This window comes from Cohnella rhizosphaerae (genome assembly GCF_029525575.1).
Classification (GTDB): domain Bacteria; phylum Bacillota; class Bacilli; order Paenibacillales; family Paenibacillaceae; genus Cohnella; species Cohnella rhizosphaerae.
The window spans coordinates 386996-401626 of sequence record NZ_JAPDIA010000001.1 but is presented as its reverse complement, the minus strand read 5'-3'; the positions used below and the strand labels follow the sequence as shown (position 1 = coordinate 401626).

The 14631-nt window shown below is 61.0% G+C and carries 8 protein-coding genes and 3 pseudogenes; 9 read left to right on the top strand and 2 right to left on the bottom strand.

Translation table 11 applies throughout. From position 1 onward, the window contains the following. Positions 1–92: 92 nt before the first annotated feature. The 6 genes and pseudogenes from OMP40_RS01910 to OMP40_RS01885 all read left to right on the top strand — a co-directional run bounded on the left by OMP40_RS01910 (position 93) and on the right by OMP40_RS01885 (position 6347). Positions 93–1332, top strand: a pseudogene (locus tag OMP40_RS01910) (glycosyltransferase family 2 protein). 369 nt (positions 1333–1701) lie between these two features. Further along, on the top strand, positions 1702–2205 hold the full coding sequence (gene infC / locus OMP40_RS01905) for a translation initiation factor IF-3 (RefSeq protein WP_277529214.1): 504 nt from the start codon (positions 1702–1704) through the stop codon (positions 2203–2205). Positions 2206–2223: 18 nt separating this feature from the next. Then, positions 2224–2424 carry a 50S ribosomal protein L35 gene (gene rpmI, locus OMP40_RS01900; RefSeq protein WP_090114073.1) on the top strand — a complete coding sequence of 67 codons (201 nt, stop codon included), beginning with the start codon at positions 2224–2226 and terminating at the stop codon, positions 2422–2424. Between the two features lie 59 nt (positions 2425–2483). Further along, on the top strand, positions 2484–2843 hold the full coding sequence (rplT, locus tag OMP40_RS01895; RefSeq protein ID WP_090114071.1) for a 50S ribosomal protein L20: 360 nt from the start codon (positions 2484–2486) through the stop codon (positions 2841–2843). A 176-nt stretch (positions 2844–3019) separates the two neighbouring features. After that, positions 3020–3475, top strand: coding sequence for a hypothetical protein (locus OMP40_RS39650; protein WP_338130993.1), 456 nt, complete (start codon positions 3020–3022; stop codon positions 3473–3475). Positions 3476–3497: 22 nt separating this feature from the next. Next, positions 3498–6347 (top strand): annotated as a pseudogene (locus OMP40_RS01885) (polysaccharide lyase family 8 super-sandwich domain-containing protein). A gap of 63 nt (positions 6348–6410) precedes the next feature. Here OMP40_RS01885 and OMP40_RS01880 read toward each other — a convergent pair. After that, on the bottom strand, positions 6411–7457 hold the full coding sequence (locus OMP40_RS01880) for a family 16 glycoside hydrolase (protein ID WP_277528696.1): 1047 nt from the start codon (positions 7455–7457) through the stop codon (positions 6411–6413). Then, entirely contained in the window at positions 7420–10632 is a 3213-nt protein-coding gene (locus OMP40_RS01875; RefSeq protein WP_277528694.1) for a glycoside hydrolase family 9 protein, read from the bottom strand. Before OMP40_RS01875 ends, OMP40_RS01880 begins: the two co-directional genes overlap by 38 nt. 233 nt (positions 10633–10865) lie before the next feature. Here OMP40_RS01875 and OMP40_RS41065 point away from each other — a divergent pair. The 3 genes and pseudogenes from OMP40_RS41065 to OMP40_RS01860 form a co-directional block, all read left to right on the top strand. After that, positions 10866–11150, top strand: a pseudogene (locus OMP40_RS41065) (response regulator); the annotation flags it as partial. A gap of 367 nt (positions 11151–11517) precedes the next feature. Next, positions 11518–12513: a helix-turn-helix domain-containing protein gene (locus tag OMP40_RS01865; RefSeq protein ID WP_277528690.1), complete on the top strand. Its 996-nt coding sequence runs from the start codon at positions 11518–11520 to the stop codon at positions 12511–12513. A 95-nt stretch (positions 12514–12608) separates the two neighbouring features. Next, positions 12609–14246: a sensor histidine kinase gene (locus OMP40_RS01860; RefSeq protein ID WP_277528688.1), complete on the top strand. Its 1638-nt coding sequence runs from the start codon at positions 12609–12611 to the stop codon at positions 14244–14246. The last annotated feature ends 385 nt before the right edge of the window (positions 14247–14631 follow it).

Genomic DNA, 14631 nt, shown 5'->3' with positions numbered 1-14631 from the left:
GACAATCAAGCGTATGCTTTCGGACTCTTCGAGCTTGATTGCACAAAAAAGAGAAATGATGAAAAATAGGGGTCCAGGGGGTAATACCGCATATGTTAAACAACCTGCTGCTCATCGTTCAGGTGTTCTTTTTCCTGATCGGAGCCTATCAAGTGATCTTGTCCTTCTTCGGCTGGTACCGCAAGAAGGAGACCATCACGCACAAGCCGACCAAGTCGTTCGCCCTTCTTGTGGCCGCTCACAACGAAGAAGCCGTCGTCGGCGCTTTAATCGAGAACTTGCTGAAAATGAAATACCCGCGCGAACTGTTCGACATATTCGTCATCTGCGACAACTGCACGGACGGCACGGCCAAGATCGTCCGCGGCTACGAAGGCGTCTATGCCTGCGAGCGCAACAATCCCGCGCAGCGGGGCAAGGGCTTCGCGATCGAATGGATGCTCAAGGAGCTGTGGAAGCGGCCCCGCCAGTACGACGCCGTCGTCATGTTCGATGCCGACAACCTGGTCGCCACCGACTTCCTGCAGTACATGAACGAGGATCTGTGCAACGGGCACCGCGTCATCCAAGGCTACCTGGATACCAAAAACCCGCACGACAGCTGGGTCAGCGCGGCCAACGGCATCAATTACTGGTTCTGCAACCGTCTGTGGCAGCTGCCGCGCTACAATCTGGGGCTGTCGAATTTCCTGGGCGGCACGGGCATGACGTTCGAGACCAAGCTGCTCAAGGAAATGGGCTGGGGCGCGACGAGTCTCGTCGAGGACCTGGAGTTCACCGTGCGCTGCATTCAGCGCGGCATCAAGCCGAAGTTCAACTTCGACGCCCGCGTCTACGACGAGAAGCCGATCACGTTCCGCGCTTCCTCACGTCAGCGCCTGCGCTGGATGCAGGGGCACTTCGACATCACGCGCCGCTACATGCTGCCCACGCTCTGGCAAGGCATCCGCGAGCGGAGCTGGGTGAAGATCGACGCCGCCATTTATATTTTTAACGCGTACAATTTTTTTGATGGGCTTCCTGCTCACGTTTACGCTCTGGTTTGATCTGCTGCTGCCCGGCGCGCCGCACTTCGACTCGATCTACTCGGTCGCGCCGGTGTGGATCGCGGTGCCGATCTCGCTGTACATCTACGCGCAGCTGCCGCTGTCGATGCTGCTCGAGAAGGTCAGCTGGAAGCTGTACTTCAGGCTCATCACGTTCCCGATCTTCTTCTTCTCCTGGTGGCCGGTGACGTTCTGGGCGTTCTTCACTCAGAACAACAAGCAGTGGAGCCATACGGAGCACACGCGCGTGCTTCGGCTGGAAGAAGTGCAGGGCAAGCAAATGTAGCTTGCGCGCACCGCGCCGGTCGCGCCCTTTGAGGCGCGGCCGACTTCCGTCCTGCCGGATCTGCGATTCGTTTGACATGCCCGGCCGGGCGTGCTATAGTAGTTCGGTAACTGTTAAATAACAGTGCTATCAAGAAGAAGCTCTCCCGCTTCTCACCTGTTCGGCGGACGCCGGCTGGTCAGCGTAGCCTACGTACCCGGTCCCCCGGGCGAGCTTGCTCGCCGCCGGCGGCCACCTAACGTTAGCGAGCGGAATGCGGGCGATCATGCCCGTATTTTTTATTGTCTTCTTGACATTTCGGTTGCCCAGGTTGCAACGACGACCTTTTTCCATTAATGGAGGTGGAACGTTATTAGCAAGGATCATCAAATCAATGAGGAAATCCGGGCGAAGGAAGTTCGTCTGGTAGGCGCTGAAGGCGAACAGATCGGCATCAAGCCGTTCAGGGAAGCGATGCAGATGGCGATCGACGCGAATCTCGATCTGGTCAATGTAGCTCCGCAAGCGAAGCCGCCCGTATGCCGCATCATGGACTACGGCAAATTCCGCTACGAGCAACAGAAGAAAGAGAAGGAAGCCCGGAAGAATCAGAAGATCGTCGATCTGAAGGAAGTTTGGTTCCGTGCGAACATCGACGAGCACGACTATCAGACCAAGATGCGCAACGTGATCAAGTTTCTCAAGGAAGGCGACAAGGTCAAGTGCTCCGTGCGGTTCCGCGGTCGTGAGATTGCCCACGCCAACATCGGCCAGAAGATTCTCGAGCGCGTCGCGCAAGAAGCCACGGGCGAAGACCTGTGCGTCATCGAACGCGTGCCGAAGCTCGAAGGCCGCAGCATGATTATGATTCTGGCCCCCAAGGCCACCAACTGACGACAGGAGGAAATACAGATGCCTAAGATGAAAACCCACAGCAGCCTGAAGGACCGCTTCAAGATCACCGGCACCGGCAAGGTCAAGCGTTTCAAGGCTTACAAGAACCACTTGCTGTCCCACAAGTCCGGCCGCCAAAAGCGCGTCCTGGGCACGCAGCCCCTGCTGGCCGACGGCGACGTTCGCCGCATGAAGCAGCAGTTGGCCAACCTGAAGTAATCGATCCGATTCGCTGCGCCGCGCAGCGGACTTACACATTCACCGGGAGGTAATCTCAAATGGCAAGAGTCAAAGGCGGGTTCGTAACGCGCCGCCGTCGCAATAGAGTCCTGAAGCTGGCTAAAGGTTACTGGGGCGCCAAGCACCGCCTCTTCAAGAAAGCCAACGAGCAAGTTCTGAAGTCCCTTACGTACGCGTACCGCGACCGTCGCCAGACGAAGCGCAACTTCCGCAAGCTGTGGATCGTACGGATCAACGCTGCCGCTCGCCAGAACGGCCTGTCCTACAGCAAGCTGATGTACGGCCTGAAGCTGGCCGGCATCGAAGTGAACCGCAAGATCCTCGCCGACCTGGCCGTGAACGACATCACCGCGTTCAACTCGCTGGCCGGCACCGCCAAAGAAAAAATCAACGCGTAAACGTTCGCGTTCAAGACGCCGTTCCCTTCAATGGGGCGGCGTCTTTTTGCGTTCGCGCGTTCCTCTTCCCGGCCGGCTCGTCGCGCAACTCCGCGCTTCGCCCTGTACAAGCGTACAGCCCTAAACAAGGCCGCGGTCATATACTGAACGGACAAACGGTGAAGGGAGGAGTTCGCATGGTACGCGTGACCAAAGCGCAGGCGCAAAAGCTCGTCGGACGCCATATCTATGCCGTTCGCAAGGATCGCTCCGTCGTATACGGCAAGCTGGTCGGCATCAAAGGCGATTCGCTCATCCTAGAGCGGGGCAATAAAGGCAAACAGGTTCAGACCAAAGCCATTATCCCGCTGGTTTTGTTCGATCTGCTCGCGATCGGCACGGCCCCTTACGCATATTGGGGGGGGGCGGCTGGGGGGGCGGCTGGGGCGGCGGTTGGGGAGGCTGGTGGTAAGACCGGTCTTTCATCCACGCTAAGCGCGGCAGTACCCGTTCCGTTCAAGCTCGTCATACGTTCAATAGCGAAGCATAACGGGAGGAAGCGGCGATGCATCCGCTTCTTCCCGTTTTTCATGGATAGATCGAACCTTTTCTGGATTCTCCGGCATTTTGCGCGATGTACATATTCGTTATGATAATAAATGAAAGCGCTTTTAAATGATGAAGAAACGAGGAATGTTAATGAGCGGAAGCTGGAGAAAAAGGTTGAAGGGCATGCTGTCGGGCATCCTGATCGCTGCGCTGCTGATGACGCTGTGGGGAGGCTGGCAGCCGGACATTGCGCACGCATCGGATGAATTCGACGCGCTTCGAATCAAGTGGGCGACGCTGCTGACCGGAGGCCCGGCGCTGGATCCGGCGGATTCGGATATCGCAGCGCGGACGGACAAGCTTGCCCAAGATGCGAACGACTATTGGGAAGACATGGACTTGTCCTCTTCGCGCACGTACATCTGGTACGCGCTCCGCGGCAACGGCACTTCGGACAATGTAAACGCGGTTTACGAGCGTCTGCGGACGATGGCTTTGGCGGCGACGACCGTCGGCTCCAGCCTTTACGGCAACGCGGACCTCAAGGAAGACATTCTGGATGCGCTCGACTGGCTGTACGTCAACAGCTACAACAGCACGCGAAGCCGCTCCGCTTACAACTGGTGGCATTGGCAGCTCGGCATCCCGATGAGCCTGAACGACATCGCGGTGCTGCTGTACGACGATATAAGCGCAGCGCGGATGGCGACCTATATGGACACCATCGATTATTTTACGCCTTCGATCGGACTCACGGGCGCGAACCGGGCGTGGCAGGCGATCGTCGTCGGCGTGCGCGCGGTCATCGTCAAGGACGCGGTCAAGCTGGCCGCGGCGCGCAACGGCTTGTCCGGCACAGGCATATTCCCGTACGCGACGGGCGGAGATGGCTTCTATGCGGACGGCTCCTTCGTCCAGCATACCACTTTCGCCTATACCGGCGGATACGGCAGCTCCGTGCTGGAAACGACGGCCAACCTGATGTACTTGCTGTCGGGCTCTACCTGGTCGGTATCCGATCCGAACCAGAGCAACGTTTGGCAGTGGATCTACGAAGCCTATCGGCCGCTGCTGTACAAGGGCGCGATGATGGACATGGTGCGCGGACGGGAGATTTCCCGCAGCTACGCGCAGGATCATGCGGTCGGGCACGGCATCGTCGCGAGCATCGTGCGGCTTGCCCAGTTCGCGCCGGCGCCGCATGCAGCCGCCTTCAAACAGATTGCGAAGCGCGTGATTCAGGAAGATACGTTCAGCAGCTTCTACGGCGACGTATCGACCGACACGATCCGCCTTGCCAAGGCGATCGTTGACGATCCGTCCATAGCGCCCGCCGCGGCGCCGAATCTTTACAAGCAGTACGCTGCGATGGACCGGGCCGTCCTGCAGCGGCCCGGTTTCGCTCTGGGACTCGCCTTGTATTCGACGCGGATCAGCAGCTACGAATCGATCAATAGCGAGAACGGGCGGGGCTGGTATACGGGAGCGGGCGCGACCTATCTGTACAATCAGGACCTTGCGCAATACAGCGAGGACTATTGGCCGACCGTGGATGCCTACCGGATCCCGGGGACGACGGTCGCCTCTGGGACGCCGATCGCGAGCGGGACCGGCACGTCGAGCTGGACGGGCGGCGTATCGCTTGCGGGACAGTACGGCGCCAGTGGCATGGATCTCTCCTACGGCGCTTACAATCTGACCGCGCGCAAATCCTGGTTCATGTTCGACGACGAGATCGTCGCGCTCGGATCAGGCATATCCAGCACGGCAGGCATCCCGATCGAGACGGTCGTCGACAATCGCAAGCTGAACGGGGCCGGCGACAATGCCTGGACGGCGAACGGAGCGGCGCTGTCCACCGGTCTGGGCGTCGCGCAGACGCTGACCGGCGTCAATTGGGTGCACCTGGCGGGCAATACCGCCGACGGCTCGGACATCGGCTACTACTTTCCTGGAGGCGCGACGCTGCAGACGAAGCGGGAAGCGCGCACGGGTACCTGGAAGCAGATCAACAATCGCCCGGCCACGCCCTCTACCGCCGTCACGCGCAACTACGAGACGATGTGGATCGACCACGGCACGAATCCTTCGGGTGCGTCGTACGGGTATGTGCTGCTGCCGAACAAGACGAGCGCGCAGGTCGGCGCCTACGCCGCCGATCCCGCGATCGAGATCGTCGCCAATACGAGCGGCGTACAGTCGGTCAAGGAAAAAACGCTCGGACTGGTCGGCGCGAACTTCTGGACGGATACGACGCAGACGGCCGATCTGATCACGTCGAACAAAAAGGCGTCGGTGATGACCCGCGAGATCGCGGACGAGCGCCTCGAGGCGTCGGTGTCCGATCCGACGCAAGCGAACAACGGCACCATCGCGATCGAACTGGCGCGCTCGGCCGAGGGCTACAGCGCGGATCCGGGCATTACGGTCACGCAGCTCGCTCCGACGATCAAATTCACCGTTAACGTGAACGGCGCGAAGGGCAAATCGTTTCACGCGTCGTTCCAGCTGGGCGAAGATACGAGCGGACCGGTCGATCCGGGAGAGCCCGAACTGCCGTCCGTCATCGTGGACAATGCCGATTCGGCGGGCGTGACCAGGACGGGGACGTGGAAAACTGCCAGCACGCAGACGGACCGTTACGGCGCGAATTATTTGCATGACGACAACGCCGGCAAAGGAACGAAAAGCGTGACTTTTACGCCGAATCTGCCGATCGCCGGCTCATATGAGGTGTATCTGATGTGGCCGGCCCATTTTAATCGGGAGGATGCGGTGTAGGTCGATGTCGGCCATGCATCGGGGACGACGCGCACGGCGGTCGATCAGCGTTCGGGCGGCGGGGTCTGGCATTCGATCGGGACATACGAATTTTTGGCCGGATCGGGCGGCAGCGTCACGATCCGCAACGACGCGCTCGGGTCTCCCGACGGTTACGTCGTCGCCGACGCGGTCAAGTTCGTGGCCGTCGGCTAGGCCCGGAGCGCGTCAAAGAATAGAACAGGAGCCGGCGAACTGCCGGCTCCTTGCTTCAGTTCGTTATCGCGTAACGGTGACATTGTCGAAATAGGCTTTGGTGTTCGCGTACACCCGCGCTCCGATTCGGCCGGACGAGAGCGCGCCGTCCGCGACCGCGAACTGGGGCACGCCGTTCTGGTAGACCGAAAGGCTCGATCCGTCCGCCACGATCTTGTAGATATAGAACGTATCCGCGGCCACGCTCGGATTCGCGTACCCGAGCGTCGTTTTTACGCCGCCGACCGACTTCACAAGCTCCAGTTTGCGACCGGTGCGATCGTTGTTTTTGACGTACAGCATGTAGTAATTATCGCTGTCGACATAGCGGAACAGGAGTCCCGCGTCCTTGTTGCCGCCGGTATTGTTCGTCACGCTGACGTCGGCCTGGAGCGTATAGTCGGTCCAGGCCGAATCGCCCGCCACGGAGAAGCTGTTGCCGCTGCCCGCCTGGCCGGCGTACCGGCCGGCTTGCACCGACCAGGCGCCGCTCGTCGGCGTCCAGCCGTCCGCGTTGCCGTCTTCGAAGTCGTCGGCCAGCAGCGAGCCGCTGACGGCGGGACCAGACTGGATCGCGCTGCTCACCGCGTCTCTCGTCGTATCCGTCGTATGAAAATAGTACGAATGAACGCCGGGCGGAAGCTTGGTCGTATACGCGTACGCTTTGCCGTCCGTATACGTCGTATCGCCGGCATCGACCGCCGTCATCGCATGCACGACGCCGTCCAGGACGAGCTCCATCGCGAACGGCTTCTCGTTGTCCGCGTCCGTATAAGTCACGCTGAACGTATAGTCCGTATCCGTGTCGCCGGATGCATGGTTTACGCCGCCCGCAGTCAGCGTCGGCGCGGAGCCGCTCGCGACGTTGGTCGCCTTGATCTCGTCCACGAGCAGCTCGCCGTAGCCGACGGCCGTCTGGTTCAGCCAGATCGCCATCGTCGTTTTCTTCTTGTTTACGGCGGGAGACAGGGCATCGAGATTGATCTGAAGGTCGGTCCAGGACGTCGGCACAGCCGCCCAGCCGCCCGTCAGGTTATAAGTGCGCGTGCCGTCGTTCAGCTCTATTTTCATGCGCAGATTCGCGTAGCCGGGATTTTTTACCGTGAAGTTCAAAAAGCGATAACCGGACAGGTCGACGAAGTCGTGCCACGGCTGGAACTTGGCGTACGAGTTGGTCGCCGTCGGCGTCTGCGTGAACAGGCCGGCCGTGCGCCCGTCGGCGGTCGTCCTGGCGAAAGTCGCCGTGCCGCCGTTCTGCGTATACCAATTCACCCACTCGTTGTTGCCGCCGGTCGAGCCCCATAGCCCCCCCGCCCCCGAAATCGTCGTACAGAAGCGGGTGCGAAGGATCGGGCAGCGGCGCCGCGACCGTGTAATGCGTCGAGCTGTACGTATAATTGCCCGCGGCGTCCTTGCCTCTAACGTCGACCCGCTTGTTGGCGTAGGGCGCCGAAGCGCTCTCGTCGATCGAAGCCGCATACACGGCGCCCGAGACGGACATCGGGACGTACGGTCCGCTTTGGCCGGACGTCGAGAAGGACAGGTCGCTTAATCCGGTCGCGGGACCCGCGAGCACGGTGACATTGCCGCGCACGTAATCGCCGATGACGGGCGATAGCGTCGGCAGCCGCTGCGGCGACGCGGCACCGGCGGAGCTGGCCGCCGGGTCCGAGCCGAGGCTCATGATCGTGTACAGCAGTCCCGCCTGGATGCTGATGCTGAACTCGTTGTAGCGCCATTGGTTCGTATCGTCCGCGTAGAGCGAACGATCCTCGTACCACGGGCTGACGCTGGTTTTGTCTTTCGTGTCTTTCATATTGGGACCGCTCACCATCGCGCCGGGGAAGACGATGCCGGGATTGTTCGCGTTGCCGTTCGCCCCTTCGTCGTAACGGGTATGCGGATAGGTGACGAAGTCGGCGCCGATGCCGGACACCCAGCTGATGTTCCACGGGTTTTCGCCGAAGATCCAGTAAAGACCTTTCTCTACGGCGCGCAGCGCGGCAGGATCGCCGAACAGCTCGTAGTAGCGCATCATGTCGCCAAGGTAGGAGGCATGCGGTTCGTTGACGCCGAAGTTTTTGAACTGGTTCAGCACGCCGTACGGCGTATCGTCCGCCGATGACAAAAAGAAGTCGACCTGCTGCTTCAGCAGTTGCTGGATATGCGTTTTCGTTGCGGCATCGGCAACGGGATAGAACTCCGCAAGCGACATCGGCCGCATATCCCAATAGTTGGTGGACGACAGATCGGCGAACGTCAGCGTGCCGATGTTGGCCGTCGCCGCGTCCTTGTAGTCGGCATCGCCGGTCAGCAGGTAGAGCTCCACGTCCGCGAGCAGCTTCGAATTCGGGATGCCGCCGCGCGTCGAGTAGGAGCCGACGACGCCGTCCGGGTGGGCGACGACATAGTCGTAGAATACGATCGCGGCTGCCAGGCAATCGTCGGCAAAATCTTCAAGCGTCGCAATCTTCGCGGCGTCGACGTCGCCTTGCGCGATCGCCGTTTGGATCGCGCGCGCCGTCGCCGCCAGCGCGCCTGCCGCTTTGGCGGAGCCGCCGACGCCGAGCCCGCTGATCCGGCGGTCGTCGGCGTTGCCGCCGACGTTGTCCGTCGATTTCTCGGGATGCACGAAGGAGGCGTTATTTTTGATGTCGTACAGCTCGCCGCCGAATTGATCGGCCCATTTGATCAGGTATTCGCTGCCGAAGACCGCTTCGTCGACGAGATCGGGGATGCCGTTCGCGTCGTTGTCGTATTTGACGGCAAGGGCGTCCGCATGGCGGACGTACGCGAGCGCGATCTCGGCGGCAACCCATTGGTTGCCGGCGTACTTGCCGTAGTCGCCCGCGTCGTACCAGCCGCCCGTCAGATCGTAATGCGTCGAGCCGTCGATCGACGCGGCGTCGTCCAGATGACCGGCTTCATGATACAGCTTGGCCGAAGGCGCGACGGTGCTATAGCCCGCCGGATATGCGTCCTCCGTCGCTACGCCCGCTCTCAGCAGCCGGTAGAATGCCGTCATCTCGTCCTTGTAGTCGCCCCAGACGTTGGCTTTGATCGGGAACGGATAGGAAGCGATGCCGTTCGTGACGATCGTATAGCCTTCGCCTGCGGCGGAAACCGCGGAAAAGTCGATCGCATACACGTGCCGGTTCCAGTAAAAGCCCTTGTACGCCATCGTGCCGGAGGCCGCCACGGTTCCGCCGCCGTCCTTTACCTGATAGGACAGATCGGACAGCGGGCTCGTCGACACGACCTGGGCGTCTTTGAACCCGCCGGCATTGTAGCCGGCCTGGCTGACGACCACGTCAAGCGCTTCGCTCGATGCCGCGACGACCGGCGCCGCCTGCACGGGCGTGCGAACCTCGTCCGAGGTCAGGTCGCCTGCGCGGAAAAAGTGCGAATGCGATCCTGCGGGAAGCTTCGTGATGAAATAATAGTCTTTGCCGTCTGTATAGGTCGTATCGCCGCTGTCGGACTCGAGCATGTCGTAGGCGGTATCGTCGACGACGAGCTGCATGGCGAACGGCTTTTCATTATCGGCGTCCGTATACGTCGCGAGGAAGGTGAACGCGGTGTTTTGCGTATAGGTCGCCGAGTTGGCGCTCATGCTGCCGGTCAGCGTCGGGGCGGCGCCGCTCTCGTCCGTAGAGGCGAAGATCTCGTCGATGAGCGTCTCGCCGTAGGCGCCGCCCGACTGGCGCAGCCAGATCTCCAGCTTGGCCGTCTTTTTCTTGAGCGCGGGCGCGAGCGTGTCGAGATCGTATCGTCGCGTCGTCCAATCCGTCGGGACGGAGACCCATCCGCCCGTCAGATTGTAGTTGGCCGTCCCGTCGTTGACCGCCACCCGGATGAGCGAGTCGGCGTAGCCCGGATTTTTCATCGTGACGTTCAGATAGCGGTAGCCCGTCAGGTCGACGGACTCGTTCATCGGCTGGAACTTCGCCCAGGAGGCGCCGGTGCTCGGCGTCTGCGCGAACTTGCCGACTTGCCGCGAATCGACCGTGACCTTGGAAAAAGCGCCGGTGCCGCCGCTCTGGTTGTACCAGTTCGTCCAGTTCTGCTTGTACAGCCCGCCACCGCCGAAATCGTCGTACAGCAGCGGATTGCCCGGACCCGGCAGCGGCGCGATGGCTGCCGAGGCGGCGCCGAGGGGCGCGAGCAGTCCGAGCAGGAGCGCCAGGCTCAGCAAGCCGGCAAACGATTTTCTGCCCTTACCTTTGTTCCACTTCAAGCTGATCATTAACGAGGCCTCCATTCTTATTGTGCAATCGCTTACAAAGCTATCGTAATCATGGCGCGCGACGCGCACGAGGATGTAATCTCGCCCGCTTGTGATTTATTCGCGCATGATTTTACGTCACGACTTTCGAGAAAAAGATCATCGACAGCCGCCGCGTCCTGGCTTAGGCTAGACCTGACGGGAGTATCGTCCGATGCGGACGAGACGGCGCGGACAGCGAGGAGGCTGCGGACATGCACAAAATACTGGTCGTCGACGACGAGCCGAGAGTGAGCACGGGCATCAAAAATTTCCTGCTCGGCTCGGAGCTGAACATCGCGCATGTGGAGACGGCGCTGAACGGCTTCGAAGCGATCGATTACTTGCGGATGGAGACGTTCGACCTGATCCTGACGGATATTCAGATGAGCCGCATGAGCGGCATCGAGCTGATGGAGACGATCTACATGGAGCAGCCTCATCTGCCGGTCATCGTCATCTCGGCGCACGAGAAGTTCGACTTCGCCAAAAAATCGCTGCGGCTCGGCGCGCGGGACTATCTCGTCAAGCCGGTCGAGCGCGACGACCTGCTTCGGGTCGTCGGCAGCGTGCTGCGCGAGAACGAGGCAATCGGCCGCCGGTCGCTGGCAATGACCGAGACGCAGCGCGGTGGCGCAGGGAAGGCGGGCCAGCCGGGTTTGAGCGAGCTGCTCGCGGCGCTCGTCACCGAAGGCGATTTGCCAGCAAAGGACGGCGAAGCATTGGCCGCACTGCTTGGCGGGCAGGAGGCGGCGGGCCTGTTCGGCGTCGTCTCGATCCGGCCGGATCTCAGCCGCGGGGGGGTTCAGCGACAGAGAGATCGCGCTGCAAGGTCGCAAGCTGCTCAAGTATGCCTCCATCAATATATTGAACGAAAGCCTGGGCGAATGGCGCGGACTCTCGCTAAGCGGATACGGCAACGAGATCGTCGCCATTCTTCGGATAGGCGAACCGAAGCCGCAGGAGGGAGGCGCGGGCATCGCGTCGCAGCTTCACCTGATCGGACAGATGATTCATATGAATCTGAAAAGCTACTTGAACGTCGAGACGACGGTAGGCATCAGCTCGCTTCACGCGGACGTGTTCATGCTGCCGAAGCTCATGGACGAAGCGAACGCCGCCGCGGAATGGCGGCATATGAATCCCGGACAGCGCGTGTTCTACTTCGAGGACCGCAAGGCGCGGGAAAATCTCGGCATCGCCGCCTGGATCGCGCAGGTGGATGCCTTTGCCCAGTCGCTTAAGGCAGGCGGAGGAGAGAACGGACCGACTGGAACCGGGGCGGCGCTGCTGCAGGCGCTCGTCGGACTTCAGGACGAAGCGGAGATGTTCAACAGCTACTTCGGCATGCTGGCGTACCGGCTTTACGGCTTGCTGCTCGAGCAAGGCCGGGCGAACGGGATTTCGCTTCAGCGGTTCGATCCGGACGCTTACTTCCGCGGCTTGGACGCGGCAGGCAAGCTGACGGCGCTCGCCGGCTACATCCCAGAGATATCCGCGATGCTCGGGCAGTTGACGCAAGAACGGGACCGCTCCATTCTCGCGCGCATCGCCGGCTTCGTCCGGGAACGCTATCGCGATCCGGCGCTCAAGATTCAGGATATCGCGAGCGAGGTCCATTTCAGCACGGCTTATCTGAGTTACTTGTTCAAGCGGGAGACGGGGAAAAATCTGTGGGACTTCGTCACCGAGCTCCGAATCGAAGAAGCGAAGCGCATGCTCGAGACGACGGATAAAAAGCGCTACGAGATCGCGTATGCGGTGGGCTACGAATCGCCTGAGCACTTCGGGCGGATGTTCAAGCGGTACGCGGGATCAAGTCCGGCGGAGTACCGCAAGGAAAGGCAGGGGAGCGACGGCTGAAGCTCAAATATAAAGTCGCGATCGCTTTTGCGCTGTTCATCGTCTGTCCCTTCCTCGTCGTCGGCTGGATCTCCGCTTACAAGGCGTCCGACTCGATGCGCGGCGAGGTCGGTCTTACGACGCTTCAGCTCGTCAATCAAAACCACGTCACGCTGGAGAAGACGCTGTCCGCCGTCAGCGACAAAACCGTCACCTTGCTGGATACCCACTTTTTCAGCGACGACGGGCAATACCGGTTCTGGACCAACATCGAGACGCTGGGCCAAATGCGGGAAGCGGACGCCGTCCTGGAACGATGGTCGTCCGACGGCACGGAATATTCCCTTTATATGACGAACAAGGAGGGGAAAAGCGCGCCGTTCGACCTGTCCAACAAAACCCGCGGCTTCAAGTATATAACCTGGGATACGGCCGCGCTGCCGGATTGGGCCGCACGCGCGCTGAAGGAGAAGGGCGGGGCGACGCTGCTCCCGTTGTCGACGGACGGCGGCGCGCCTACCGTCAGCCTCGTCCGCGCCGTACTGAATCCGAAAGCGTACGACGACACGCTCGGTTTCCTGGTCGTGTCGAAGCTGGAGGCGCTGCTTAAGCGCGATCTCGTCTCGGTCGGACTGGCGGACGATGCGGGCATCTATCTGTTCAACGATTCGGGCGAGCAGCTCATCCGGGTCGGAGAAGAGCCGCTCGATATGAGAGGGATGCCCGATCGGCTGAGGGGCGAGACGGAAGGCTACTTTTATGACAAGCGCGGCGGCGAGGAGCTGCTTTACGCTTTTTCCAGACGCTCCGCGTTCGGCACCCGGTTGGTCTACCAGATCCCGCTGGGGGCCGTCGCCGACAGGCGGACCGCCTTTCAATGGATCATCATGGCCGCCTCGGCGATTTACCTGCTGTGCGTGTTCGCCTTCGTCCTTTATTTGCTGCGGATCGTCGTGCGTCCGCTCGTCCGTCTGACGAAGATCACGCGGATCTACGAGCCGGGCAAGCGGCTGGAGGCCGACGAAGGCTTGCTGCGCGGCGACGAGTTCGGCATTCTTTACGGCGCCTTCCTGAAGATGACGGACCGGCTGGACCGCTCGATCGAGGAAAACTACGTCATCAAGATTCAGCAGCGGGAAAACGAGCTCGCCGCGCTTCATTCGCAAATTACGCCCCATTTGCTGTACAACACGCTGGACTCGATCTACTGGTACGCGCTCGACAGCGGCAATTCCGGCGTCGGCGACATGGTCAAGGATTTGTCCAAGCTGCTGCGGATCGGCCTCAGCAAGGGCAAGACGGAGATCCCGATCGGCGAGGAGCTCGAGCATGCGCAGGCCTACTGCCGGCTGCAGATGAAGCGGTATCCGGACACGTTCGAGGCGCGCTGGGAGGTGGATGAAGGAGCGATGTCCTTCATGTCGCCCAAGGTCATTCTTCAGCCGCTCGTGGAAAACGCGATCTTTCACAGCGTGAGCAGCATGGACGGCGAGGGACTGATCGTCATCCGCGCGCGGAGGGTCGGAGACGACATCCGGCTGGAGGTGGAGGATAACGGCTTCCTGCCGGTGGACATGGAGCGGCTGGACCGTATCCTGAGCGGCGAGGAGCGTGACAAGGGCTACGGCATCCGGAATGTGCACGAGCGCGTGCGGCTTCACTTCGGCGAAGCCTACGGACTGAGCTACGAGCGTCCCGAGGGGAACGGACTGCGTGCGGTCGTCACGATTCCGGCGCGGGCCGGGAACGATTAGCGGGAGCGGAGGACGCCATCGGACGTTCCGCCAAAGAAAGAAGTTCAACAGCGGACCTATTCATCGTGGCGCGTCCTCCTTTACCGGACCAACCAAACAAGTCCCATCCAGGAACAACAAGCGCGCGCCCGCCCCCCAACCTCGCCAAACAAGTCCCATCCGGGAACAACAAGCGCGCGCCCGCTCCCAACTTCGCTAAACAAGTCCCATCCAGGAACAACGAGCGCGCGCCCGCCCCCAACCTCGCTAAACAAGTCCCATCCGGGAACAACAAGCGCGCGCCCGTCCCCAACCTCGCTAAACAAGTCCCATCCAGGAACAACAAGCGCGCGCCCGCCCCCAACCTCGCCAAACAAGTCCCATCCAGAAACAACGAGCGCGCGCC